The 26066-nt window shown below is 53.7% G+C and carries 19 protein-coding genes; 6 read left to right on the top strand and 13 right to left on the bottom strand.

The annotated features are described in order from the left end of the window. Positions 1–4 precede the first annotated feature (4 nt). The 3 genes from ACR0C3_RS21295 to ACR0C3_RS21285 are packed head-to-tail and all read right to left on the bottom strand — an operon-like array spanning position 5 to position 3220. On the bottom strand, positions 5–988 hold the full coding sequence (locus tag ACR0C3_RS21295) for a glycosyltransferase family 2 protein (RefSeq protein WP_480760413.1): 984 nt from the start codon (positions 986–988) through the stop codon (positions 5–7). After that, entirely contained in the window at positions 978–2219 is a 1242-nt protein-coding gene (locus tag ACR0C3_RS21290) for a glycosyltransferase family 4 protein (RefSeq protein WP_480760412.1), read from the bottom strand. The genes ACR0C3_RS21295 and ACR0C3_RS21290 overlap by 11 nt, the downstream gene beginning before the upstream one ends. Continuing rightward, a complete protein-coding gene (locus ACR0C3_RS21285; RefSeq protein ID WP_480760410.1) occupies positions 2216–3220 on the bottom strand; it encodes an NAD-dependent epimerase/dehydratase family protein in 1005 nt (334 codons plus the stop codon). Before ACR0C3_RS21285 ends, ACR0C3_RS21290 begins: the two co-directional genes overlap by 4 nt. Before the next feature lie 1012 nt (positions 3221–4232). On the opposite strand from ACR0C3_RS21285, the gene ACR0C3_RS21280 reads away from it, so the two are divergent. The 3 genes from ACR0C3_RS21280 to ACR0C3_RS21270 all read left to right on the top strand — a co-directional run bounded on the left by ACR0C3_RS21280 (position 4233) and on the right by ACR0C3_RS21270 (position 6644). Continuing rightward, positions 4233–4397, top strand: coding sequence for a hypothetical protein (locus ACR0C3_RS21280; RefSeq protein WP_480760409.1), 165 nt, complete (start codon positions 4233–4235; stop codon positions 4395–4397). Positions 4398–4612: 215 nt separating this feature from the next. Continuing rightward, positions 4613–5212 (top strand): polysaccharide biosynthesis/export family protein, encoded by a 600-nt coding sequence (locus tag ACR0C3_RS21275; RefSeq protein WP_480760408.1) that lies wholly within the window; start codon positions 4613–4615, stop codon positions 5210–5212. A 112-nt stretch (positions 5213–5324) separates the two neighbouring features. Then, positions 5325–6644 carry a hypothetical protein gene (locus tag ACR0C3_RS21270; RefSeq protein WP_480760407.1) on the top strand — a complete coding sequence of 440 codons (1320 nt, stop codon included), beginning with the start codon at positions 5325–5327 and terminating at the stop codon, positions 6642–6644. A 426-nt stretch (positions 6645–7070) separates the two neighbouring features. Here ACR0C3_RS21270 and ACR0C3_RS21265 read toward each other — a convergent pair whose 3' ends face one another. Further along, positions 7071–7226, bottom strand: coding sequence for an ATP-binding protein (locus ACR0C3_RS21265; RefSeq protein WP_480760405.1), 156 nt, complete (start codon positions 7224–7226; stop codon positions 7071–7073). Between the two features lie 637 nt (positions 7227–7863). Here ACR0C3_RS21265 and ACR0C3_RS21260 point away from each other — a divergent pair. Together ACR0C3_RS21260 and ACR0C3_RS21255 are read left to right on the top strand one after the other, a co-directional pair. Next, on the top strand, positions 7864–9723 hold the full coding sequence (locus ACR0C3_RS21260) for an amidohydrolase family protein (protein ID WP_480760404.1): 1860 nt from the start codon (positions 7864–7866) through the stop codon (positions 9721–9723). A gap of 232 nt (positions 9724–9955) precedes the next feature. Beyond that, a complete protein-coding gene (locus tag ACR0C3_RS21255; RefSeq protein ID WP_480760402.1) occupies positions 9956–11653 on the top strand; it encodes a di-heme-cytochrome C peroxidase in 1698 nt (565 codons plus the stop codon). Positions 11654–11660: 7 nt separating this feature from the next. On the opposite strand, the gene ACR0C3_RS21250 is transcribed toward ACR0C3_RS21255, so the two are convergent. The 9 genes from ACR0C3_RS21250 to ACR0C3_RS21210 form a co-directional block, all read right to left on the bottom strand. Beyond that, positions 11661–12824, bottom strand: coding sequence for a trypsin-like serine peptidase (locus ACR0C3_RS21250; RefSeq protein WP_480760400.1), 1164 nt, complete (start codon positions 12822–12824; stop codon positions 11661–11663). Next, the gene (locus tag ACR0C3_RS21245; RefSeq protein WP_480760398.1) at positions 12821–14977 is read right to left on the bottom strand and encodes a S8 family peptidase; all 2157 of its coding nucleotides are present in this window, start codon (positions 14975–14977) and stop codon (positions 12821–12823) included. Before ACR0C3_RS21245 ends, ACR0C3_RS21250 begins: the two co-directional genes overlap by 4 nt. Positions 14978–14988: 11 nt before the next feature. Next, the gene (locus ACR0C3_RS21240) at positions 14989–16218 is read right to left on the bottom strand and encodes a matrixin family metalloprotease (protein ID WP_480760397.1); all 1230 of its coding nucleotides are present in this window, start codon (positions 16216–16218) and stop codon (positions 14989–14991) included. A gap of 163 nt (positions 16219–16381) precedes the next feature. Beyond that, positions 16382–16792, bottom strand: coding sequence for a hypothetical protein (locus tag ACR0C3_RS21235; protein WP_480760395.1), 411 nt, complete (start codon positions 16790–16792; stop codon positions 16382–16384). 6 nt (positions 16793–16798) lie between these two features. Beyond that, positions 16799–18268, bottom strand: a complete 1470-nt coding sequence (locus ACR0C3_RS21230; protein ID WP_480760394.1) for a tyrosinase family protein — start codon at positions 18266–18268, stop codon at positions 16799–16801. A 560-nt stretch (positions 18269–18828) separates the two neighbouring features. Then, positions 18829–18963, bottom strand: a complete 135-nt coding sequence (locus ACR0C3_RS21225; protein WP_480760392.1) for a hypothetical protein — start codon at positions 18961–18963, stop codon at positions 18829–18831. Positions 18964–19099: 136 nt separating this feature from the next. Next, positions 19100–20170 carry a UDP-glucose 4-epimerase GalE gene (gene galE, locus ACR0C3_RS21220; protein ID WP_480760390.1) on the bottom strand — a complete coding sequence of 357 codons (1071 nt, stop codon included), beginning with the start codon at positions 20168–20170 and terminating at the stop codon, positions 19100–19102. Between the two features lie 754 nt (positions 20171–20924). Further along, a complete protein-coding gene (locus ACR0C3_RS21215; RefSeq protein ID WP_480760389.1) occupies positions 20925–21992 on the bottom strand; it encodes a ParB/RepB/Spo0J family partition protein in 1068 nt (355 codons plus the stop codon). Next, positions 21985–23370, bottom strand: a complete 1386-nt coding sequence (locus ACR0C3_RS21210) for an AAA family ATPase (protein WP_170380699.1) — start codon at positions 23368–23370, stop codon at positions 21985–21987. The genes ACR0C3_RS21215 and ACR0C3_RS21210 overlap by 8 nt, the downstream gene beginning before the upstream one ends. A gap of 582 nt (positions 23371–23952) precedes the next feature. On the opposite strand from ACR0C3_RS21210, the gene ACR0C3_RS21205 reads away from it, so the two are divergent. Continuing rightward, the gene (locus ACR0C3_RS21205) at positions 23953–25215 is read left to right on the top strand and encodes a replication initiation protein (RefSeq protein WP_480760463.1); all 1263 of its coding nucleotides are present in this window, start codon (positions 23953–23955) and stop codon (positions 25213–25215) included. Positions 25216–26066: the final 851 nt, after the last annotated feature.

Genomic DNA, 26066 nt, shown 5'->3' with positions numbered 1-26066 from the left:
ATAACTATTTATACTCGATTATTTTCATGGGCGCCGCCCGTTTTCGGCGCCACAGATAGGTCAGCATTCCAATAACATTGGGCAGTTTGGACAAGGTAAGTAGAACGGACTGACGCAACGCGGACTGGCGCGTTAGCCCGTCGCGCATGAGCCCCTTAGAGGTTCGCAGGTACGAAAGGATATAGACGACCAACACCGCTAGCGTGATCCAGACGGAGAGGGCAAGCCCGAGCAAGGCAACGATTGGAAGGAACGCACCAAAGAACCAGACGCGCTTGCGTTCGCGCGTAAAATACTCACGATGCAGATCGCCGACCTGCGCGAACCCGTGCCCGGTGCGCACCGCGCGCTTCCACCATTGCGAAAACCGGGTCATCTCGGCGTCGTGGCGGGTCATATTCAGCGGCAGGCGCTCGATCTTCCAGCCTGCCTTACGAATGCGCAAACAGAATTCATCATCCTCGGCCGCAATAACTGTATCATCAAATCCACCCACGCCGTCAAAGGCCTGAATCCGCACCATCATGTCGCCGCCGCAGGTCTGAATCGAACCCGCAGGGCGGTGCCATTCGAAATCACACAGCGCATTATAGACGCTCGCGTCAGGATGGATTTCCGCCCGCCAACCGGTGACAATCCCTAAGTCAGGGTTGGCGGCTAAAGCATCGGATGCCGCCTGGACCCACCCGGTTACAATTGCGCAGTCTCCGTCGATGAACTGAACAAAATCCAGCGGCTTGCTCAGCTCCTTCAACGCCGCACAGCCCGCGTTGCGGGCCCGTGCCGCGGTGAATGGGCGGGACAGGTCAAGCTCGACCACTTGTGCGCCTGCTTTGGTCGCCTGGTACACGCTGTCATCCGAAGAATTCGAGTCCACATAGACAACGGCGGCTACACCTTCAGGCACCGACGCTAGACAGCGAACTAGCCGTTCGCCCTCATTCCGACCAATCAGTACCAGACCAATTGAAGGTTTTTCACCGTTCATCTGGAAGCTCCTGATCTGTCGTGTTTATAAGCTTAGCCAATCGGCTGGCTTCGGTCTTCTGATTGAACTCTGCAGTTACCTTGGACCGGCCATCTTTTCCCATTCGAGCACGCAAATCAGAATCGCTCAAAAGGTCTCGCAGCCGTGCAGTAAGAGCATCGACATTACCAGGCGGAACAAGGTAGCCGCTGACCCCATCCTCGACCAGTTCAGAAATGCCGCCAACGCGGGTGGCAAGCACAGGCAGACCGCTGGCCATCGCCTCCATCAGCGTCACCGGAACACCTTCGGCGAAACTAGGCAGAACCAGCAAGTCGGCCTCGGACAACATATCGGCCACCTTGCTTTGCGAAAGGTATCCCGCAAACTTCACAACCGAACTGAGCCCGAGCGCATGTGTCCGCGCCTCAAGATCGCCGCGTTCTGGCCCATCACCAATCAACGTGACGCGCAGGTCCGGGACGTCCGGCGCCAAACGCGACAGCGCTTCCAGAAGAACCGGAACGCCTTTTACGCCCGCCAGCCGGCCAATAAAGAGAAGATGCGGGCGCGAGCGTTCAGTCGTGCCTTGGCTTAAGTATTTCTCAGGGGTTATGCCGCAGTGAACAATTTTCAACTTATCCCAATGCTGCGGATCTGAAAAAACCATGCACTGACTGCGGCAGAAATCGCTAATGCAGGCAACAAACTTAGCCTCTCCGATTTTTGCGTCGATCCGCCAGTGTTTTGGCTCGAAAAATACGTCCGGCCCATGGATTGTGAAGCTGAACGGTATGCCACTGATGCGACTGGTCAGCATGGCCACCGTACAAGTCGCCGTAGCGATGTGGTTGTGAAGGTGACGCACGTTCCGGCGATCCAAATGGTCCGCCAGCACAGCGGCTTCGGCAAAATAGAAGAGCTGATACAAAAGACCTTTCAAACCGGCGGGACGCGTCCTAAGGGCCAGCCCTAGTGAAGCAAAATACCGTCCCGGGGCCTTAACAAGCGCCTTTAGATGGCACCCGATCAGGCGCAGCGGTGATTTCGCAGCAGCAATGACATAAAACGTTTTCTCGAACTCTGCTTGTTGTTCAAGGCCTACATGATGCTCGACGCCCGTTTTGCGGATCGAGCAGGTTTCAACCTCGATCCCTTGATCCCGCAACGCAAAAATCTCTCGCTGAATGAACGTGTCGGTGGCACGCGGATACTCTCCAGTCAAATAGGCGATGGGTTGAGACGTGCTCATTGCTTCGACCCTTCGGGCAGCGATTGTGTCATCAGCTCAGCAAACGGTTTTTGTTTTGCGATATCAAAATGCTCATGCAGGCGGGTCGTCTCAAACCGCAGCGGTTTCATGCGCGCATGCAATGTGGGTGAGCGCAGTAGCCCGGGCAATTTTGTACCAACGACGGGTACCTTCTCCAACACTCTGCCAAAGGCGTCCAACAGACGCCAACTGACCGGAACCACGAAGCGCGGCCATCCTCCTTTGCGCAGCGCAGCAATATATCCGGCTCGATCAGGTCGGTCATCATCGATCACATTAATCACCTCGACACCGTCGGCAGGGGTTGCCGCGGCTTGCACCAAAACTTGCGCAGTATGACTGACGTAGCTAACCGGAACCTCCCCGCGGCGTTCCATTTCCAGCAGCACAGGCCCGACCGGATACCCAAGATGCCCGTTCCAAAGATGCCCCGGTCCAAACACCGCCCCGGGGCGTAAGACCCACAAGTCAAATCCTGCGGCCTTAGCAGCTGTACGTACCTGCTGTTCCTGTTGCAATTTCAGCCAGCAATAGGCATCACGCGACTGTGGCGCGGATTCAAGCGGGCTTTCTTCGTTCAGCACAGCCCCCGGAGGCAACTGTTTACCATCATAGACTGATAGCGAACTGACCAATACCAAACGCGGCGCAGGCGTGCATGCCGCCATCGCAGAGAGTACCGATCCGGTAATGGCCTTGGTTTCCACGACCTGGCGATCAGCCGGCCCACTCATTTTCGCCGCCGCGTGAATAATCGCGACACAACCCGACAACTGTTTCGCCAAAACGTCAGCCGCGTCTGGTCCGGCAAGATTCACCTCGACGACCTCAATGCCATGATCACTATCCCAGAATTGAGGAGCAGTTGCTGTATTGCGGACTACGGCGATCACTTCATAACCCGCTGCGCGGGCCGACTCGACGGTTTGACGACCGATGAAACCCCCTGCACCGGTTATACAAATCTTAAGACTTTTCATGACGCTATCACCAGACGTATGCCCTTGTGGCGTCTTTGCCTCAATTCAATTCCAATATCCACGTCACCAATCAACCTGACAAAATCAAAACAACTCAACCCTCTGCCTAAACGGGGAATTTGTCTATTTCGAGGGTTTTATAGAGTGAATCTACATTTATTCGAATGGCCGCGACCAGATTTTTCCCTCGCCTCTGAAAATTGCGCTTCAATGCCAAAAAGTTGTGCTATTGCAGTCGCAAGCGACTCTTTTGCATAGAGACATTGAGCGCGGACCGAGTTGAAACGTTGATCCAGACTAATCCCATGCTGCCGCAGCGGTACTTGATGTGGAGTTGTTTCACCTAGGTGTCGGTAGTGGAAGAGGCGATGCTAAGACGCCTTATCAGGATGCCGCGTTGATTGCCCTATGCTACGCTGAATGTCTAACGGCGTGAGACTTCGAAAATTGGCCTGATCGCTACCATCAATCCGCGCTACAGTTGTTTGAGAACTTTGCCGCAATCCGCGTTTATTCTGAGTTGCGCGATGACGCAGAACAGGACTGTCCGCCCAAGGGCGCACATCAACGTGTGTCCAGAAATCTCGCTGATCCAAATACGGATTCCGAGGCTTGCAATTAGATGCTTCACCTTACTGAGCAAAACCCGAACGACGTCAAACTCGGCTCTGCCCAATAGGATTTTCTCTCAATCAGAACACTTGAGAGGATTTCCGGCGTCACTAGGGTGGGTACAGCAACTCTAGCATCAAGGAAACGACGACGGTACTTCCGTCGCGGATAGATCAAACCTTGCGAAGTATGCTGATGAACCGGTTTCTGCCCACACTCTTGCCGGCTTGGTGGCCACCTTTCTCAGCGGCACAGATGAGCTACCAAGCCTCTTTTCAGATGCGAGCTTGGTTCATGTCTCTGCCAAAACGATATGTCGGGGATCAATTTGGCTGGATAGCGTTTCGGCGGAATCATTCGTCATATGCACAATCCGCAGAAGCTCCCGGCGGCCGCGTAGGTGGCAACGGCAGCTCCCAATGAAGCGCGGGAAAAAAACGCAACAACACTCAATGCGCCTCCTGTCATCAAACCAACCAGTATTGATCAGACGATTGTCACTCTTTCAGCCTCTTTAAACGCCAGAAGCCGCGTAGAAAAATCCCGCAGGATGAGAAAAAAATGAAATGTGGTACGAAAGTTTCCCTCCGCCGGGTACGTTAAAACCAGCGCCCCTGACGGAACGTGGAGTCGCCCTGAAAAAACGGGGTAACTTCGACACAGTCGGCAAGAAATCATGGTGGTCGTAAAGAAATTTCAGCAATGTGCCGCCAAAAGAGGGTACTCGTTTGTACAGCTATGACATTCAGTATCCTTCAGCAGGGATGAAAGAGTTTGGATATGAAATCAATCTACACGTTGCTTGCTTCGGTCTTGATTAGCCTTCTGGCCATACCAGCAATTGCACAGGAATACCGGTTTCAACCGGGGGACACTTTGCGAATTGAAGTGTTGGAAGACGAGACTCTGAACCGTGACATCCTTGTAGCTCCAGATGGACAGATTAACCTGCCACTGGCTGGTAACTTGCGGGCCGGTGGCCGGACGGCCGAACAAGTGCGCTCTGAATTGGCGGGCCGGCTGGCACCAAACTTCGCTTCACCCCCAAATGTCTTTGTTTCACTAGCCACGCTTAACGTTCCGGTTCCACCACTGCCTGACGAGACTATCAACGTTTATGTCATTGGCGAAGCGGGCTCACCCGGCCGTCATTCACCTGTTCGAGGTACGACCCTTTTGCAATTTTTTGGTGAAATGGGCGGCTTCTCTCGCTTTGCTGCGACCAAGAGGGTTATGCTGCGTCGGACGGACAATTCGGGACAGGAAAGGGTGTATCAGTTCAACTATGATGCGATGCTGGACGGAACAGGTACCGGCGGGGCCACAAGACTGGTGGATGGCGATGTCATCGTGATCCCGCAACGTCGTCTGTTCGAATAAACCGGAAAGTACCTGACTCTTGAACTGCAATCATGTCCAACATGCCCTGCTAGTCGGTGCCACATGTGTCGTGGTACTTTCAAGCAATAGAGCTATTGCACAATCTGTTGAATTGGACCCGGGCGGCACGCAGTACGAGTTTGGCATCGGCCAACGGGTCGAATCCGGTCGAAACCTTGGCCTGGATGTACCCGAAGAAGGACAGGGTACAATCCTATCGACCCTTTTGTCCTTTGGCATATCCAGCGAAACTCCGGTTCAAAGTTTCAGTTTAGATGCGGTTACCGCTCTACGTTGGTCCGACCTTCCGGACCAGGGCAGCGAATTCGACATCGGGGATTCAATATTTGATCTCGACTACGGCCGCGAAAGCGCCAATGCTGGCCTAGATCTTGGTCTGGATTTCTCAAGCTATGACATTGGGTTTCTGAGATCTTTACGAGATTTTGTCGATGAGGATGGTGTCATTGACCTCCCCCCGGATTTCGACGACCTGACAGGTGATGGGACACGGAGAGAATACGCGCTTGCCTTCCAAATGGACTTTGGACGTCAGGATTTGGTGAACTATTTTTTTCGATTTGATACGCTGAATATCGATTACATCGATCAGACCAATCCCGATCTTTTCGATGAATCCACCATCAGTGCTACCGCTGGAATAGGATTTCTCATTTCCCCCCGCACCACTGCTAGCATAGACTTTTTCGCTGAGCAGTTTGACCAAGACGATCCCGATGAAACCGATCGGCGGACTTGGGAAGTAGTTTTTGGACTGTCGCAGGAAATCAACGAAGCAAATCGGTTCGACGTTACACTGGGCTACACGGATATTAACGAACAGCGCGAAATCTCGGGCGACATTCTGGAAAGCGGCATTATCGGCAGCATCAATGCAGAGAGAGATCTGCCCAATGGCAACGTATTTTTCACGGCTGAATCCGAACTCGGCACCGCTGGACGACTGAACCGCGTGCGTGTCGGGCGCAGTCGCGACGTGGCAAATGGAAGTTTTAGCGCCAATTTGGGCGTCGCCGTTACCGGCGATGGAAAAACCGAGCCGATTGGTAGCATCTCTTACGTGCAGGAATTTGGTGAGGATGAGGTGCGCGTGTTCTTTGATCGCAACGTCGTCAACACAACCGATGACGTTTTTCGTGACGAATACATCTTGGACGTCGGCTACATCTTCGGACTTGGGCCGTCTTCACGCCTCGGGCTCGGAGCGACGCATATCCTGGGCGACGACACGGCGGTTGACCCGCGCACCCAGCGAACAGACTTAAATGCTGTGTACAGTTATGAGTTGGAGTCCCAATGGGTTATCAATACCGGCCTAAACTATCGAGTTCGTGACGAAGACGGGCTTGGGCGAGCCGAAAGCCCTCTTGCCTTTTTCTCGATCGGACGCAACTTTGCATGGCGCCCATAAGTGCGGCAAATTTCCTTCTGAGTTTCGCTTAACAAGCTGTCGCTGGACCTGGGCCCAGAATTTGCAACTGATGTGGCGCACACCATCGGTAGACTCAAAGCGAGACATCGTAACAATTTGGGAATTGCGGTGTTCAGACCAATTTGGCGACCTTAACACCATACACAATAAGTACGGCAGATCTGAGCGATTTGACTCCACCAATGTACCGGATGCGACGTTTAAAGAAGCGGTAGTTACCAATCCCGGAACAAAAATGGGGCCACATGCCAGTTTAAAATGGGGTTATTGGGGTTGAGCCGTGCCGCGCCTTGGCCGCGACCCTCACAAAGCTTCCGCTTACCAAGTGGCACTCGCCGCAGGCCAGTTCTGATCAGTTCGTTGTTTTGGATTTGCGGCTTTCGCGTAGGCGGAAACCTTCGTCGTTCATCTCAATAGTATGGCATGGTGAGCGAGCCTATGGCAGATGGCCCCTGTTTGGCTGTCAGTGCCCAAAGATCCCGTCCATTCGTCGAATTGCAGGTTTGATGTGATGATGATCGAACCACATTCATAGCGTTGGCTGATAACCTCGAACAGCAATTCGGCCTCGCGTGTTGCACAAATCGTTGCCTATGCGTGACTGGTCCTTCGAATTGGCTGCGGGATGCTGGGGTGGCTTTTAAATTCAACGCGTCGCGGCGGGACAGGTTTGCGATAGCAAAGTCCCGTGTGACGAACCGGGCGGAATACAACGAGGCGCTCCGCCTTCGTGGCGATGTGCGGTCTCGTTTGCCGAGGGCGCGATGTCTGGATGGTACGCCGCACGCAACGCCCATATCGACATGATCGCCGAGAAAGGTCGTAGAACTGGAAGAAGGCCGCCGGCTATGGCCAACGGCCACGCGGCGAGGCCCAGACCGGGCGCTAAAAACAAGTTAACGAATCAGAGCTGCGCAGCCGCAATTTGGAGACAAAGACAACCGAAACCGAGATCGCTGTCAAAATTCTCAACCGCATGGCTCATCTCGGTCATGCCACCTATAAACGTGTCGCACAACGCACCGGAGAAAGGAACAAATGCAGCCCAAACGCTATTCGGTCAACGCGGTTCTGTCCCGCCTAAATTTTTGCGTCAGAATTTCTCAGAGGATAGCGGTTGATATGATAGTATCTAGGCTAGGCTTTGTTCATTGATTTGACTTAAATATTTTCGCCACAGGTCTAAGGAGGCGCAATTGTGACGACACGACGCAATGTGCTTGCAGGTAGTCTGGCAACGGTCGCGTTGTCCGGATGCGGCTGGCGCGGACCCGATCGTGATGTCAGCGCCGAGGGCTTACCCGCTGTTCCGGTGGATATCCACAATCACATTTTCAATGCTACCGACGTACCTATCCCTGGATTTCTGGAACAGGTGTTGCTCCGTGACCCTGAAACCCCAGTCCCGGGGGGACCCTCAGTGGTGCGATCGCTGGTTGGTTTGATTGTCGACATCGTGTTGGCCGCGCAGCGTACACCAACTGCGTCGCAGGAGCTTGAGGACATCGAAGGGCTGGAGCGCCTAGTGATGCGCGATGGCGGCGATCTGTTGATAGAAGACCGAAGCGCCGTCGAAACCGGCTTACGCATACTCGAGGACAAAGTGGATGCGGCCGGGCGCAGGCGACTGGGTGCGTTTACTACCACGGGTACAATGCCAGACGAAACCGGTGATGAAGAGTTGTTTTCACTGTTGGCGGCGGAAACGAATGTCGCCGTGAACCCGGTTGGACTGGCTGGCAACATTCGCGAGGCTGGGCGCGAAGGAGAACAGGCACGCCAGATGGCCGATGCGATCTATCGCGACGAGACCATCCGCGAAGCACCCACTTTCAAAACGCTTTCAAAACGCACCAATCCGGATCAAAGTTTGGCGCAGACACTGCTTTGGGCGGGGCTGCTGACGCGCAGTCGCGTGGATATACTTGGCGAATTAATCCGCCTCTACGCACATCAAAGCGTCAATGCTGATCCCAACGATCCCACTGGGTCAAACGGGATCAAACTGTTCTCTCCATCGCTTGTTGATTTCACATATTGGTTGCGTTCGGGGCAAGACCGCGATGCCGATCTCACTGGGCGCGACATTACTGACCAGATCACGCTTTTGTCGAAAATGTCGAAACTGGAACGCGGTGCCCTTTTGCTGCCGTTTGCTCCTTTTTGCCCACTGCGGGCCGCTTATTACAAGAGAAACGGCAACCCGAACTGGTTGGGGACCATACAGAACGCCGTCGAGAGTCAGGGTTTCTCGGGCGTCAAGCTTTATCCACCCATGGGGTTTCTTCCACTGGGGAACAACGAATTTGACAAGCCCGGCGCACGAAGGCCTCGAGCCATGACAGACCTAGGTATCAAGGGTGCGGAGATCGATACCGAATTGCGTGCTCTTTACGATTGGTGCGCCGCCGAAGATGTTCCGATCAAGACGCATGGCAACAACTCGTTGGGGGCGGATGCTTGCACCGGGCAGAATGCCTCTGCTGCAAACTGGCGCCCAGTATTGGAGACCCGGGCTTGGCGCAATCTTCGCATCAACATTGCCCATTTCGGCGGGTTTGACGAGGAACGGTTTGAGGGTGATGACGGTTGCCCGACCGAAACAGAGGCTTACGAACGGCAGGCTGCCGCACTGATCGCGAAACATGAAAATCTCTATGTTGATCTGGGCTATTGGACCGACGTGACTGGTAGTAACCGGGACAGATCCACGGCGGTCACAAGATTACTGGATGCACTTCTGCGGAAGGAAGGTAAGCTGAAGCACCGGCTGATGTATGGCTCTGACTGGACGATGCTGGGCCGCGAGGACCAACATGCAAGCTATTACGACGATGTGCGAATTGCATTGAGCAAAACCATTCTGAGTGAAGATGAACAGGTCGCAATTCTGGGGTCCAACGCATTGAGGTATCTGGGGCTGGACCGCCGGGGCAAACAGTATGATCGGCTGACGCAATTCTTCAAGAATGCCCCACAATACGCGACGGTCATCTCGCTGATACGACCATCTTCGAACCTGGCGGCACTGGCCCGCGACGCATTCGGGCAGCGCTGACCGGTCGGTTGGTGTTGACGGATAAGGCACCTTTTTTAGGAATTTTCCAGATCAGCAGAAGACTGTGCTAGGATAGGGCAATCTTTCGGTGTCTGCACTTCCTGCCTGGATCCGGGCCGCACGCTTAGCGCCGAACGCTACAGTGTGGCCCGTGTGCAGTCTCAGGTCAGGTTGACGTTTCCCGAGCTAAGACATTTTCGCCTTTTAACGGAATTAAATTGGAATAATTGAAATGAAACTTAGTCTTCTCAAACAATTTCTCTGCACCGCACTGCCCTGTCTCGCTTTGTCGGTACCTGTCAATGCGCAAACAGTTTTTTTGGACCAGGGAGCTGACTGGACACCGGAAAGCCGTGAGACATTCTATACTCAAGATCAAGGATCGCGCCTAATTCCACTGGCCTGGATCGACGCGCTTGCTATACCGAGCGGAGAGCCCTTCTTGTACGACAGCTTGGCGCGCTATGGTTATCTTACCAATCCCAACGGGATCGATCCGCGCATTCCCGTGGGCTTTACAGTCGCCGGATCGCCAGATCATCTTGGCATGACATGCTCAGCCTGCCACACGCGTCAAATCGAGGTCAACGGGACCCCCTACCGTGTCGATGGCGGGCCGGGGATCGTCGACTTCCAGAGTTTTCTTGCCGACCTCAATGCAGCGATGGCCGCCGCGCTTGCAAATGACAGCTCGTTCACCGCCTTTGCAGATGCAGTTCTTGGCGCAGGCGCGACAGACACTGCCAAGGCCGAACTGCGTGTCGCTGCCGAACTGTGGCACCTGAGGTTTGACACGATCATAGGCCGGTCGCTACCGGACCCGGCCTGGGGTCCATCGCGGCTGGACGCGGTGTCGATGATTTTCAACCGCGTTGCCGGTTTGGATATGGGCGAGCCGCCAGATTATATCATCGCCGATAATATAGCTGTCGCGGATGCGCCCACTCGCTATCCGTTTCTGTGGAACGCGGCGCGGCAGGATCGGACTCAATGGCCTGGTTTTGCCGAGAATGGAACCGACCTGCTGGGGTTGGCGCGTAATCTTGGTGAAGTTTACGGCGTGTTTGGAATTTTTCACCCCGAAGTTCAATCTGGAGCATTTCGACTTAATCGGAACTACGTGAAGGTTAATTCTGCCAATTTCGACGGCCTGCGCCGGCTTGAAGATCTTATCTGGAAAATTGGCCCGCCCAAATGGCCTTGGGAGTTGAACCGTGGTCTTGCAGAACAAGGCAAAGAGGTTTTCGACCGCGACCCCGAAAACGGAGGGTGCAAGGAATGTCACGGGATTAAACGCGGCGACCGGCTGTGGACATGGGCGACGCCGGTTCAAGATGTGGGCACCGATACGGCCGAGTGTCGCATTCTGGAGCGTACCGTGGATACTGGTGCAATGAACGGCGCCAGAATTCCGGTACTCGGCGTGGACCTTGGCGCGCGCGCAAGCGCTTTCGATCTACTGAGCGCTTCGGTAATCGGCGCGATCATTCAAGATATCCTTAGCGTCGGAGATCAGTCGACGGTAGCGCTGACGGCGGAACCTGAGTTGCCATCAGGCGTCGTGGATGAGCTAAAGGGCGCGTTCCGTCTGGACAATCCTAACGCTTTGACCGCCGGAGGCTGCGCCTATGAGGCCCGCGTTCTCGAAGGTATCTGGGCTGCCGCGCCTTACCTTCACAATGGCTCTGTCGCCACGCTGGATGATCTTCTGAAACCGGCTGACCAACGGCGGGCGTCGTTCAAGATTGGCCCCAATTACGATATTGAGGCAGTGGGTCTGTCGGTCGAGCAGGATCGTTTCGACTATGAGCTTCAAACCACCGATTGCAACGATCTTGGCAGCGGCAACAGCAATTGCGGCCATGAATACGGTACCGATCTGACTGATGATGATCGCCGCGCACTGCTGGAATACTTGAAGTCGCTGTAGCGTGTACCTAATCGCCAGGTGTTGAGTTTGTCCCTTCCGATGTCGCGCCATCGGAAGGTGATTGGACTATGCCCTGTTGCTGCAGCCAATCGGTTATACCGCTCATCCGCACGGCGCGGTTTTCGGTCCATTCCTCAATCTGACCATCGTTGAACCCATAGTGATGCAGGCCGACCAATACTCCGTTCGCATTGAACACCGGCGAGCCGGATGAACCGCCTGCGGTATCGCATGTATGGCTGAAATCCGTTTCGTTTGCCCGACCATCAACCGGTAGCGCCATCACAGTGCAATTGATGAAGGAAATCTGCTTTTCGTTGCCGCCGGGATGCTGGATGATCGCCAGTTCCTCAGATATCGCCGCATCTGTGGCCACTGGATCGATGCTGTAAAAGCCGAATGTGTCGCCAGGAGTTCCATCCAGCCGGATCAGGCTGGCGTCGAGCTCAAAATTCACCAGCACTTCCTTCACTTCGGCACAGTCGAATTGCTGACCCAGTCGAAGACGGTTATCAGCGGTTCGTTCGTATCCGAAGACCGCAATTGCGCTGCGGCAGGTAGCGGCGTCCGCCACGCAGTGCTGGTTTGTCAGAAGGTGGTCCCGGTTGATAAGGGTCCCAGTACAGCTGCGTGGTTTACCACCCAGGAAAAAGGAAAGTTTGGCCACCGGCGCGCCCAAGTCGCGAATATATTGCGGCACGGCCGCGTCATTAATATGCGCGGTTTCATCCTCACCGCCCCAGATCGAATAAAGCGTGCCTGTTTCTGTCTCGATCGCCATTTCCTCAATCATCAATGACAGACCGTCAGGCCGTGTGTCCGAAAGCAACGAGATGACGACCCGCCCGCCGGGGAACATGCCGGTCCAACGCCCATCGGTTCCGATATCGGCAATGTCGTAAGACCGTCCTACGCCGTCCTCGCCTTCCAATTCGATTACCGCCGGCAACTCTGTGCCTTCGACCACGCGAAGAAACAACCGTATCGATTTCGCACCGACTTTGGAAAAGTCACTGCGCCACCAAATCGGACCATTGTCCCGAAAATCGTCACCGGTGATGTTTACAGACAGATCAAGTACGCGGCCATCCACATGTGGCTCAATTGCCTGCTCCTGCGCCGCAGCAGAGCTGCACATTAGCGCCAGACTGATAGCCGCCAGTCGTCTCACTCTAACAGTGCCGAAGTGTAGTCCACGACGTCTCCTAAGCGGAATTCGATCTCATCTCCACCACGCGGCTTGATCTTCCCCTGATGACTCAGAGTGTTCAGGTTGCAGCCGTCGACCCGCCGGAGTGGCTGATACCTGTTGTCCAAAGTGTCGCCCACATAATTGTCGTTCACGTACAGGATATATCTGTCGCGATTGGGCACATAGATCATTCGCCGGATCGAACCCCAGGCGTATTTCGTGACATCGCCGCTGGCTTGTAAGCATTGGATATGATCAACCGGAATCGCCTTGAGGCTGCCCTTGTAGGAAACTGGCCCGTTTTCTTGCTCGACAACGATCTGAGTGTCCACAACGTTGATGGCCCGACTTACGTTCAGGCGACCGGATTTCAGCTTGCTCTGCAGGCCAAGGAAATGATCGGCGGTGTATATCAACCGATCCTTGACGATTTTGGGGGCAAGCTTTTGCTCGATCAGATCAGGGTAAAGGAATTCAGCCGCCGAAAAAATAAGAGATGCGGCTGCCGTTACCTGAGGAGCAGCCTGGGAGGTTCCGGACATGCGGCCCAATCTGTCGCCGGGAATGGTGCTGAGTACGTTGTCGGCGATTGCACCAATGTGAAACTCGCTGTTGTAATTTGAGCCTTTGGTCTGATCCCGCTGCCAAAGCGAAGGGTTGCTTGGATCGCGGTCAAGCCCAACAACTGTAAGAACGTTGTCGAGCTGATGCATGCAAGCCGGAAAAATCCGGCAATCTTCGCTGACATCTTTGTTTTCATTCCCGGCCGCTGCCACCACAAGCATAGTACTGTCCAACGTGGCGATTTGGTCGCGCAGAAAGTCACTGCTGCCGACTTCTCGATCAAAACCCCAGCTCATATTGGCGATGCGCACGCCCTGGAATGCGTTGCTCTGTAGTTGTTGGATTACATTCAGGATGTCCGCGGGCGACGTGAACTCGCGGTTAATCGACCCAAAAATAACATTGGCTTCCGGATTGAGACCGACGATCCCACGCTGGTTCATAGGCGCGGAAATCAGGCCTACCACATGCAAACTGTGATCTCGGATTGGATGTGGGGCAGCCTCGATCTCGCCGCAAGTGTTAGCCCCCTCTGGCAGAGCGTCCAATGTCAGATCGCAGTGAGTCCCCGCGCCGTCGGCATCCAGCACCAGAATACCGACATTGCCGCGATACTCTTCTGGTAGTTCCTCCTGTTCGGCGAATGGATGCTGGATAAGACGGAACAGTTCAACCTGCTGATCAAACAGCGGCTCATCTCGCACACCAAAATCGCTGGCTCCGCCGATGCTGACGATGTTGCGTTCTAGCGATTGGATAGCCAAATCCGTGCGTGAAATGTCGGGCGCATGGCTTTCAAGTGTCAACCCGGACTGTTTTGCGCTGGGACCAGCGAATTCCGTTTCATTCTTGGGTTGCTCATCTCCCATTTTGCTGAGCAGATCATAATATTGCGACTGCTCTTCTGGGCGCAACGGAACTTGAACTGAAAGCCCTGCCACCGGCAAGACCACTGTCTGTGAGGTTGATCGGGTTTTTTTACCATAGAGTTGAGGATTCAATCGCTCGACTAGTGATTGGCAATCCGTCTCCCAGGCCGAGCAATCCACCATGTGACTTGGCGTATATTGCTTGGGCACCCAGTCCGAGGGCACTTGGGTTTTGGTCAGTAAGGTGTAGGATGAGAAGTCATAGTCCGGAATACGCACTTTCAAATCCGGATGCCCCCTGAACCGCCATCTTGATGGCGAGCTTTCCAAACCGCCTACATGGGCTGACAAGTCGAGTAGCTGTTTTTCACTGACCGGATAGCGTTCGCGGCTGCAAATATGTGTATTGAGATCGCACAACACGTTATCCAGATTTTGCGGGAAGTATGCACCAAAAAACACGCCTTCCTGCCGCATCAAACGTTCTAAAAACAACCCTTCAGGGTTTGGAACCTCGCGTGTGGCCAGGTTGCCCGTGTTGTAAAGTGTCTGATAAAGAAGCGAAATTTCGGCTGCTATTTTTACTTCGTCCCCCGGCGACGAACGCCAGTCAAGTTCCGCCAAAGGACGAGCCGTGACGATTTCTGCTAGTGCCGGCGTTCCCGCACTGGCCAAAGCAATCATCAGAACACGTAACATTTTCTACCTCCTCAAGGAGCAACAAAACTCAGGTCCAGCGAAAAACGGGCATCGGCAAAGCCATGCACCATGACGGATGCGACGCTGGCATTCATCGGAACATCCACGTCACAAACTTCTTCGGGTCCGTCGGCAAACGGTCGGCAGTCAAAGACGCTGAGCGCCGCAAGCGCATCGAATTTCAGATAAAGATCGGGGTCGCCTTCGCCCGATTGGTGCACGACAAAGCGGGTCCCCCCGACAACGTCAAATGGGCCGAAATTGACAGTTTCGCCTTGCGCAAGTGTTACCGGCCTCTCGGTGAGCGTTGTGGGCTGCCCCGACCCGCCCAGCACGACAGGTGTGCAGACTGCGGTGTCGATGACAAATCCGGGTGCCGGTCCGTAGAGGCAGGCAATCCCGTTCATGTCAGAATGTGTGAGCGTCAGCGAGAAATCCCCCTGACCGTTGCAATGCGGGTAATGCATAACCGACAACGCGTCGTAGTCTGTAACTTCGCGCCAGTCCTGATCTTCGAAACAGGTTCCGGCATCAGGGCGTGTATGTTCGTGCCGGAAGCCCAACACATGACCAAGCTCGTGTCGCAGAATGCCTCGTAGTGTCAGTGCTCCGTTGGGATCGAGCGTAAACGAGCTTGGATCCATTGCGACCGTGCGCCCCGACCTCACCTCGTTCGGGAAGAAGGCGACGGCCAAAAACTGACCGCCGAAATCGAACGGGCTCACGTCGAACAGGACATTGTTGTTCGAGGACGTACAGGCACTATCTTCGGTAGCCACGTGAATGAAGTCGATATCCGCCGCTGCTTCCCAAGCAGCTGTAGCACCTCCCATTTCCGCGACCATCGCGGAATAGTTGGGGCCGAAACCTGTATCAACACAGTAGGTCAGCGCCCGTTTCTGCGCATTACTCCACAGCAGATCGAGCCCGCCTTCTTGCGCCACGATAAGCTCTGGCACTTGGTCCCCCGTTGGTGGCACGACCAGAACATTTGCTTCGAAAAATTCACGCAGACGCTTTTCCCCTCGGATCGGGACATCGCCGTTAACGACCCACAAGTTGAGATTCTCGAAATGCGGGATCTGGGCCTTGAACTCTTCAAAACTCATTCCTGCAAATTGCTGGCGCGCTTCTTCGGCCAACTCACCCGAGGTGGCCCTACCCTCTTCGGGTGAAACCGCTTGCGCATAGGCAGGTCCAACAATCAGGCAGGATAAAACAGAATATAAAAATACACGCATACTTAACCTCCGCAAATAGTAGAGGATGACTTGCCTGGATGAATAATAATAGTGCAGGCCTCTTTCTACAGTATATCACAAACCTTGGGTTGAGTCGTCCTTTGCCATGAATCCTCAACCCCACTACTGGCTGCCTACGCTTTGCGATGCGTTGAAATGGACGTTAATTGCTCAATGCTCCGGAGGTTTCCACGGAAATCAATACGGTCCCGTCTTCCGCATCAAACCGGATTTCATAGCAATACTGATCCTCAACCGGAGCCTGACGGGGCAGAAAAAACCTACGCGGCGCATCTCCTGCCTGGCTGTTGAACGGTGTAGCAGGAAAGAACCCTATTCGATTGCGCACTTGGTTCTCTAGCGCGACGACCGAGAGATTTGCGTTTTGAGACCCTTGCGGATCAAACATGTCGACAACTAAAACTGCCCGCGCTGATGGATCGGGCGGGGCTTGGACACAGATCTCGGTCGTGTCACCCGGCCCCAACCGCAGTTTCTCGGCTTTATCGCCTTGCGCGAGCCAAAGCGCGGTTCCTGCAAGCAACAATCCAATCGCAGTAATCATCAGGCGCATTCAGGGTCAGACAATCGCAAGCTCCACTTCTTGCACCGCGACAGCCGACGCCTCGGCCGAGCCTTGCAGGGGCACTGGGACAAGTTGCACCGAAATGCTGTCACCAGACAATGCTCCTTCGGCGTCAAGTCGGCGTAGTGCGCTGGTCAGGTCAACGGCAACCGACCTGTTCATGTCCATGCCATCATGGGTCTTGGTCGGCCCGAAGAACCCAACGGATGTCACGAAGTTGGGGTTGCCCACGGCCTGCGTATCGGCTCCGGCCTCTGGCAGATTCACGAAGACCCGCAATTGTGTGCCATCGTTAGTCGGCTGGAGCCCGCGCAGGAACGCGTAGACCCGCTTTTCTTGGGCTCCTGCCGCAGTCAGAGCGTTGCTTGCATTCGGGTCGATCGCGGCGTTGAGCCGTTGCGCATTAGCACTAAGCTGAACATTGGCAGATTGGCCGGGGTCAATTGTGGCTTCAACCTCCTGCACCTCGCGCTGTACCAGTCCGGTCGCCGATCCCGGTGCACCATAGAGGTTGGCAAGATAGAGGTACCGCCCCGGATCGATGGGATCGACAACAGGTGGCGGCTCTAACCCGTAGGTATAGCCCAGTGGAACCACCTCAAGCAGTTCATTGACCGTATCGGTATAGCTGTTGCCGTCAGGATCAAAGAAATTGTCTGTAAACGGCATGTCCAGCCAAAGTTGATCGCTGCTGTTGGCATTGCCGTTTGCGTTCCATTGATCCCAGATTCGGTCAATGTTGCAGTGATGCATTTGGAATATAGGGTCCTGGGGTGAAGCGCCAGAACACATGAACGGCCCCAACACGATGCAATGCACGTTGTTGTGTGGGTTACTTTCCAACTCGCCCTGCGTTCCATTCATCATGATCCACATTGGCGAGGTATCGACCTGGCCGGCCGGACGAGATGAGCCGAATTCCTCGAAGGTCTGGCTTCCATAGATTGTGTCCATGACGTCTTGTCCGGTGATATCCTCACCCAGTTCATCTCCGGTACCAAGATTCCGCCCTTCCACGAACAATGGGTTAGGCTGACCATCAAATTCGGCGTCACCAAAGGCAGCCGGGAATCCGGGGTTCGCAGTCCAGTCCCAATAGGGCATCGCGAAATCGGTGTTTCCGGTCAATGCCCGAGCGGCCTGTTCGTACATGCGGATGTAACTGCGATGCCATGGAAGGAAATACCAGTTCCCGTGCGGACACAGGTTGAACCCCACTGTGAAATCTCCGTGGATATTGGCAAAACCTTCCCAACTCACATTTTGACCGTCCCGCGTTGGGTCCTTCATCATGGTTACGAAACTGCGCAGGGTAACTAGGTCGGGATCATCAAGATCCATATCGGCTAGGCTGCGCCGTAAAGGTGTCCCGGTCTGCGCCGCTGCCCGCAAGCCGGGCAAAGTACCCGAGAAAACTACCGCGCCATAGGCGGCGGTGCGTGCTAGAAAAACTCTGCGCTTCATGGTCAATCTCCTCGTTGAAAATTCTCTATTCTTCCCTCGCGTCTTATCCGGCCGCATCGGCTCTGAAATTGCATTTGGTAGATCGCCGACTGAGGCGGTGCCTGACGAGATAGAATTTGAACAATTCAACTGTCTGGACGGAACGGGTCAGCCCCGATCTTACTTGTGAAAACCGCGTAAATTACGCGGCCACTAGTTTCTTGCCGCCGACAAACTCAAAGATTTATCAATCTCAATCGGCTGCAACCGGCAGTTACTGTTCGATATAATACCACACGCAACAGTTACCTGGCTAAGGTTTTCTCGTTGCAGGTTTGTCGGGTTAGTTGGGCAGTGGCCCGAGTCAGCTTACGTCATTGTGTGAAAGGGAAGGCCGATACGCAGTTATTCATTGAATGGGAGGGCGACTTTGCGAGCGCGCTGCCAAGGCTACGTGCTCAAGCCCAGGCAGGCGATTTTTGACCGAAGGTGAGGTACGGGAGAAAGGCGCCGTTGTGCAATACGAGGTTGTTGGCGACGAAACTGCCCTGTTGTTTTCGATAAATTTCGCTGAATTCGATCTAGGGTCCAACTGCTACATTCAGATAAGCGGGACCGAGAATGACGCACCATCCAAACACCGCGTCCTCGTCAAAACAGACCGCTACATCGCCACGCAGGCGGAGCGCCTCGTTGTATTCCGCCCAGTTCGTCATACGAGATTTTGCTTTTGCAAACCTATCCCGCCGCGACGCATTGAAATTGAAACGCACCCCAGCGCCCCGCAGTCCAATCGAAGGACCAGCCGCGCGCCGGAAACGATCTGTGCGACACGCTCGACCGGATCATCGCTCAATAACCTGATGGGTTCTTCGTTTGCCAGTTCCAAGCTGTTCTACAAACGTCGACTAGATCTTTCTCAGCCCTCCATCCCAGCAATTTTTGTGCTTTGGATACTTTGGCAAAACTGCGCGCCACGTCACCTTCGCGTTTTCCTTTGATTTGGAAGGGGATTTCTCTGTTTGATGCTTCTTCGAACGCTTTCACCATTTCAAGAACCGTAACGCCTTTTCCGGTCCCGACGTTGATTGCTTCACATCCTCGGTTATCGAGAGCAAACTTAACTGCCTGAATATGGGCTGCCGCCAGATCATCGATATGGATGTAATCACGTTCGCCCGTGCCATCCCGCGTTTCATAGTCGTTGCCAAAAATGCTGAGTTCCTTGAGGCGGCCAACGGCAACCTGAGAAATGTAGGGCAGGAGATTATTGGGAATGGTGCGCGGATCTTCCCCGATTTCGCCGGATTCATCCGCTCCAACTGGATTAAAGTAACGCAACAGAACAGCGCTCGCGTCTGATTGTGAAGCAACCCAGTCGCGTATGATTTCCTCAATAAAGTACTTTGTACGACCATATGGGTTGGTAGGGTTTAGTGGATGATCTTCGTCATAGGGAAGGTACTGTGCCTCGCCGTAAACGGTAGCTGAGGATGAGAAGACAATTTTTTTGCAACCGAAACGCTGCATGCAATCAAGAAGGCCGATGCTGCCGGAAACATTCTGGTCGTAGTAAAGGAGTGGTTTTTCGTTGGATTCTCCAACTGCCTTCAATCCTGCAAAGTGAATGACCGCATCGGGTCGAAACGAGTCAAAGACCGAGTCAAGCACGTTGGGCTCGCGATAGTCGCCGACATGGGTCTCAAAGTTCGAATTGCTAAGTTTTTGAACCCGGCGCAACGCTTCAGGAGAGCTGTTGGAGAAGTTATCTAATGCCATTACGGCATTTCTGCCATCTTGCAGCAGCTTTAACAGAGTATGGCTTCCGATATACCCAGCGCCGCCGGTCAAAAGTACACGCATTCTAACTGCTTCCTTGTCGCTTTGTCTTGCCAGAGCGGTTCCTGAGCCCCAAACGTCCATACACTAACGTTTTTGCATCCGCCACAAATTGGTTTGAGCTGGGAGCGGGCGACTTGTCCATTGTCATCGCACTAGAGGTTTTTTGTCTGACGTCTGGGCCACTGAGACTGTTTAGGTCGATTTGGTAAGAAAGGGTTTCTGGCACATCGTGACCGCCCAAGTTGCTATTAATCAAACTGGCCAGCTCATCCCGCGCGGTGGCATCCTGCGCGTGGATATCCGCCCCGTCCAGCATGTACAGAAAAAACGCCGCTTAGCATGATGGTCTGGTTTTTGGAGGGAACTGCTAAAACCACTTAACCGCTCGCCTCAGTAATCTCAAGCGCGTCGGCACCTATCCAGACGATGAAAATCGGGGCGCTGGTTGGGTCGAAATCATTGATGACAATGTTGCTGCCCGAAGCCCATGTCACCACGATATCGGCGTTTTCCTTGGAAAGGACCGGATTGTTGAACTCACCTCAAGACCCGTGCGCGGGGGGGGCGTCGGATCACGCCCTTTCTGGGGTTCGAACCGTTCGATTCAGTTGTTTCTCCAGTTGGCGGGACAATAGCCTGAGCAATTTCATTCACACATTTCTGAAAGAAATTTGCGGCAGAACCGTCAACAGGCAAAGGTTTGCAAGAGTGCCTGGCTGCCCAACGCAAAAAAGCCATCCCAAATGCAGTGCTCATTATTTTGATATTTTGCACACTTCTATAAATTTGCTTCTCTGCCCTCCTCTCTACCAGCCTCCTGCACCTCAACTATTGCCTATTCAAATTGCTCACAAAGTTGGTTCACCAAGGCTTCCGCATCCGCCAGCGCCAGTTCACGCCCCTTGATTTTTAGCCGCAATTCACCGGATGCGACTTCTGCCAAAACCTCTCCTCCACCTTTCAATGGTCTCTTTGGGAGGCGTAGAACTTCTGTCGGGCGACCACCTCGGCTTTTGCTCTGAGACGCATCCGACGAGTCACTCATTGCTTTTTCAAGGATACCCCATTCGGCCTTAGCATCCAGTGGACCTATTCCTGCCAAAGCGTCGCGAAGTACCGCTTGCGCCCCGCTTCGAATGGCCGATGCCAGCTTTAGGCCCGCCTTCTCTGACAAGGCGACCGGGTGCTGGAGAAGATCGCCTAGGCTTTCATGGACCATTGCAAAGCTTCGGACCTTTGAACGCTTTGCTTTTGACGCAGCGGCGAACAGCACATCAACAGCCGCTTCAGTCGACGGGAAAACCCCCTGCCCTGCCGCCAGAACGGCTATGCGTCCTCTCTCATATGGTGTGAGATTGGCGCGAAGCTCGTTCTCTTCGACCATGGAGACATAGGCGCCCTGCCCCGTCCCCGCGTTGCGAACAAAAGCTGGGATTTCGGCGAAACGAGGATCCGTGCCGGCTAACCTTCGGAACGCTTCAAGTCGCCGAAATCCGGAAATCAGACCGAAACCATCCCCTTCGGGCGTAACCTCAATCGGCGTTCTCAGCCCATTGACGCGAAGAGATTCCAGAAGCTCTGCCATGGCTTCTTCATCTTCGACCATGCGGTCACGTCGGATGAAATCGGCGTCGATCTGGTCAAGTGGCAGCATCTGGGCCACCAACCCGGCCTCTTGTGCATCTCGCCACCGTGCAGCATCGCCCTGGTCCTGAGCCAGCGCAACACGGTCTGTAACAGCTGCCATTCCCCCAAGCGATGCTGCTTCGGCCGCGACTTGGGCGATGGGTGGCGGAGCGGATTTGGTCTCAAAGGGGCTGACCGAGGGTTTCGCCGCGAAACCGGCCTCTAGTTGTTCAAGCGCCTCTGTATCTGGTGCAATCAGTCTTCTGCGTTTAGCCATCTGCCTGTCCTCCCATCTGCGCATCGCGCCACCAGCATCCGATCAGAACTTCTTTGAATTCAGCATAGGTTCTGTCGAAGGTCTCACGTCCGCGCACATATGTCTCGCGGTTGAAATCGCGATAATCCGCTTCGTATATGCCGTTCACTTGTTCGCCCGCCTGCCCGACCAGCGCCGTATAGTCCTGCCTGTAGGCATTCATGAAATCCCCGAAATACGCCTGAATGACATTGGCCATATCGGTCTGCTGGCTTGCGTCAAACCGCGTGATGATCGCGCGTACTACATCCCATTCGAACTTCAGTTCGGGTAAACCCGCCGCACGTTGCGCTGCGTTCTCACCATCTTCGATACTGGCGAATGTCGTATAGAGCATATCGAAGAAACGACCGGTGGAATCGAATTCCAGGAACGAAGCCCCCAGCGGCACCAACAAAATGTCAGCCGCAGCCAACGCATTTATAGTTAGGTACCCAAGAGCAGGAGGCGTATCCAGGAAGACAACGTCATAGTCATTCAAAACGCCTTCATCCTGGAGGAAATTCGTCAAACCGTCCCACAAGGGCCAGCTTCTCAGGCCCATACGCCAGACGGGGATCTGGAACTCGGCCCAATATAGGTTCAGCTGCGCGCCGATCAGGTCGATATTGGGCCAGTGCGTTTTTTGAATCACGTCCTGGGGCGTGGTTTTCAAAGCCTCCTGCAGAGTTTCATCCAGAGGAATTTCGGGTTGCGCCGCAGCCGATCGGACGCGATTTTCCTCCTGCACCGCGCGCGCATAGTCTTTAGCGACTAAGGGAAAGACGGTTTGCCACTCATCAGCAACCTGGCCTCCGAGTATGGATGTCATCGAACCTTGGCTATCCAGGTCGATAACCAAGACCTTATACCCATCCAGGGCTGCGGACATGGCCAGATGCGCGGCAGTGGATGTCTTGCCGACACCTCCTTTGAAATTGGCTACTGCCACGACCTTGGCTGGCAGGCCTTCGGGTCGGTAGGGCAGGTATTCCTTGGTGCTTACACCTTCCGCCGCAAAGTGCTTGCGCAGCGTTAGTACATCTTCAAGGGTGAACCACTTAGAGCCCGCCTCACCTTCGCCTTGTGGCAAATCTGGGTTCGCTTTTAAAACACGCCGCAGATGAGCCGGAGCAACCGGAATCAGATATTTTGTGATTTCCCAAATTGAAAATCGGCGCAGTCGCTTTTCACCATCCGGCGCATAGCCTCTACGGGCAAGGTCTTCGCGTCCTTTTGCACAGAAAGCCGCTGCTTTTGCGAATCGAGATGTCCCGATAGGATTAGGCAACTTCGTCGCTGCGATTTCCGGATCGAGGTTCAAATATGGGGGCAGGGGAGGTTGGTTGGTTTTACTCACTGTCGATGCCTCAGAAAATGTTCGTCTTTGCGACGTATATCGGGAAATGTAGCGAACATTATTGGAGATGACTATCCTCTTCCGATGTTTTTTCCACAGTTGATTACAGCAAGAGGCGGTTTCGTGGCGAAACTAAACATAATGAAAGGAAATCAGCACAAAAAAACGTTTTATTTTTTTAGATGTTTTAGAATCTTTATCTTGGAATAACATAATAAAAACAATGTAATAGATATACTTGAGTATCCAAATACGGTTCCAAAAGAACCATTTTACGGGATCATGGGTATCCGTTTACAGGACACCAGGCGCCCAAGATCAGGAAGTAGGGGACTGATTCTCGGGATACTGAAAATCCTCGGAAAACAGACACTATTTCGATGGGTTTTCTCGCTGAGGGCCGGGAACGAAGTCGGGATCGGACTCGGATTGATTCAATTTCTGTGGATAACTTGCGTGCGTGATTCTTAAGGTACCTGAATACGGGATTGCCTTCATCCCGTGTTTGGGTACCCAAAAACTATTGAAGCAAAGGTACCTTTTGTGTCAGGGTTTTTGCAAAATGAGCAGCCGGGCAGAATCATGCCGGATACACAATTGAACATGGATCAGCTTTCGGGCGCATTGCGTCGAGAGACTGTTAAGAAGAATGTCGCAGCGATACATATCAGCGGCAAACTTTCTCTGCTGCAGAGAAAGCTTTCGAATGTTTTGTTGATGAACGCCTATGATGCACTGACGACCGCGCAGACCCACACGATTGATGCGCGGACGCTTGCTATGATGGTCGGGTACAATTCAAACGACTTTGACACTCTGCGTGCCAGCCTGCGGGCATTGGCGGAAACAGTCGCGGAATGGGACATGCTGGATGAGCAGGGGCGCCAGGAATGGGGCGTCTCATCCCTGCTGAGTTTTGCCAAACTGAAGGGGGGAGTTTGCGAGTATTCATACTCACCCGCGCTGGCGCAAAAACTGTACGATCCGAAGATCTATGCGCTGATCAACGTGCAGATTCAGCGAAATTTCAGTTCCGGGCATGGGCTTGCTTTGTATGAAAACTGCTACCGATTTGTGCGGACAGGGTCGACTGGTTGGTGGCCCTTGGACGTGTTCCGTAAGCTCATGGGTGTTGATGGCAGTGATTATTACGCCAGTTTCAAACACCTCAACGCAAAGATCATCAAACCAGCAGTCACGGAGGTGAACAAAAGCTCGGATATTTTGATCGAGCCCGAGTTTCAAAAGAAGGGTAGAACCGTCACTGACATTCGTTTTCTAATCAAAGGTAATCCGCAAAAAGCGATGTTCGAGATCGACGATAGTGATGGGGTGCGCAATCTCGCCGTGTACAAAACTCTGAGGAAGCAGGGTGTGGCAGATCGCTTAGCGCGGCAATGGATCGCGGAGCACGGCGAAGACTATGTCCAGAAGAAGCTCGATTACGTAAAAGGGCAGGGCGGTGTAAAATCGACTGTCGGATACTTGTCGGCTGCTCTGCGGGATGACTACGAAGATCCGAAGGACATTCCAACACCCGAGCCTAGTCCAGAAGCCATCGAGGCAGCGCGTAAACGGGTTGCGGAAAAAGCCTCAGAAGAAAAGGCATATGCTGCCCGAACAGCCGAAAGGCAGGCAAGGGCACGCAAGCTTGCCATCGTAGAAGACCTGGTTTCGCGGCGAAACCCTACACAGCGAGATGCAGACAAGCGGTTGTTCTTAGCGGGTTTGGACAATGATCTCGACCGAGAGCATTTTCGATCTCATGGCTGGCGCTCGGGCTTGAACGCCACGGCGATCTTCGAGTTTTGGGAAGACCTGGAGCCAGAAGCGTTCGCTGTTTGACGCGCTGTCGTGATGTTCCTGACTGAAAGAAAAGCTGCCACCGAACTCGCGGCTCATACCTTCCGTACTGCAAATTAACGGAAGTGAAAGTATCTGGGCGTGAATTCAACTTTGCAGATCACGAGTGCCACCTTGCTTTCGTCTGGTGTTGTTGTCACTAAAGTGAATGTCTCGAACCTTAATTCTGTCGTGTGTGTCTTTTGTTGGAGCCATGGTTCTTTCCCACGACCTCACTAAGATGTTTCCCCGTGACCCCCTTCTTTGGGGTTGGGCCGCCTAAGCCAATCAGCATGTTTTCTTTGGCTATGATGCCTGCTGTGTTCGCTCCGCTCTTATCGACACAAACTGTCGCGCAAGATCACTGCGTTCAATCAATTGAGCGACGAGTTCTTGAGCGGTAGGTTTGTTTCGACGCTCTGAATGCATGAAACCCAGCGTATCGTCGTGTTTGTCCATAGCTCTGTAGAGAGTGACCCGCGCACCTTCGAAGGAGGTCATGAGTTGGCTTTCGACCGGTTGGGACTGAAGGTTCACCACATACTAAAACCAAACGGGGCAAAGCACAAAAAATGGCAATATCAGGGACTCTGATGCAATGCGCAAAAAGAGTAAAAAAGTACCATAAAGTTGCTTTCCATTTTATTTTTGGGCATTTGAAGGTTCTGTTGCATAGTTTTTGTTGAGTGCAATTGGGTTCTGTTGAATCTTTCGCAAACTCTTGGCTGTTTACGACGTCAGACGCTGCGGGTGAGTGGCGTTCGGTAAAACCCGTCGACAGTCAGTTCATGGTTTCCTTCGAAGGCACGCAATATCCGAAGGCTGTGATCCTGTTCGCGGTGTTTATCTATGAC

It is taken from the genome of Ruegeria sp. CK3 (assembly GCF_056536565.1).
Note: the sequence above shows the minus strand (reverse complement) of the source record. Positions and strands in the feature narration are given on the sequence as shown.

Bases quoted from the DNA above. Each gene is read 5' to 3' on its own strand.
- ACR0C3_RS21295 (WP_480760413.1), bottom strand. From the start codon at position 988: ATGAACGGTGAAAAACCTTCAATTGGTCTGGTACTGATTGGTCGGAAT.
- ACR0C3_RS21290 (WP_480760412.1), bottom strand. From the start codon at position 2,219: ATGAGCACGTCTCAACCCATCGCCTATTTGACTGGAGAGTATCCGCGT.
- ACR0C3_RS21285 (WP_480760410.1), bottom strand. From the start codon at position 3,220: ATGAAAAGTCTTAAGATTTGTATAACCGGTGCAGGGGGTTTCATCGGT.
- ACR0C3_RS21275 (WP_480760408.1), top strand. From the start codon at position 4,613: ATGAAATCAATCTACACGTTGCTTGCTTCGGTCTTGATTAGCCTTCTG.
- ACR0C3_RS21255 (WP_480760402.1), top strand. From the start codon at position 9,956: ATGAAACTTAGTCTTCTCAAACAATTTCTCTGCACCGCACTGCCCTGT.
- ACR0C3_RS21245 (WP_480760398.1), bottom strand. From the start codon at position 14,977: ATGTTACGTGTTCTGATGATTGCTTTGGCCAGTGCGGGAACGCCGGCA.
- ACR0C3_RS21240 (WP_480760397.1), bottom strand. From the start codon at position 16,218: ATGCGTGTATTTTTATATTCTGTTTTATCCTGCCTGATTGTTGGACCT.
- ACR0C3_RS21235 (WP_480760395.1), bottom strand. From the start codon at position 16,792: ATGCGCCTGATGATTACTGCGATTGGATTGTTGCTTGCAGGAACCGCG.
- ACR0C3_RS21230 (WP_480760394.1), bottom strand. From the start codon at position 18,268: ATGAAGCGCAGAGTTTTTCTAGCACGCACCGCCGCCTATGGCGCGGTA.
- ACR0C3_RS21225 (WP_480760392.1), bottom strand. From the start codon at position 18,963: ATGACGAACTGGGCGGAATACAACGAGGCGCTCCGCCTGCGTGGCGAT.
- galE (WP_480760390.1), bottom strand. From the start codon at position 20,170: ATGGACGTTTGGGGCTCAGGAACCGCTCTGGCAAGACAAAGCGACAAG.
- ACR0C3_RS21215 (WP_480760389.1), bottom strand. From the start codon at position 21,992: ATGGCTAAACGCAGAAGACTGATTGCACCAGATACAGAGGCGCTTGAA.
- ACR0C3_RS21205 (WP_480760463.1), top strand. From the start codon at position 23,953: ATGCCGGATACACAATTGAACATGGATCAGCTTTCGGGCGCATTGCGT.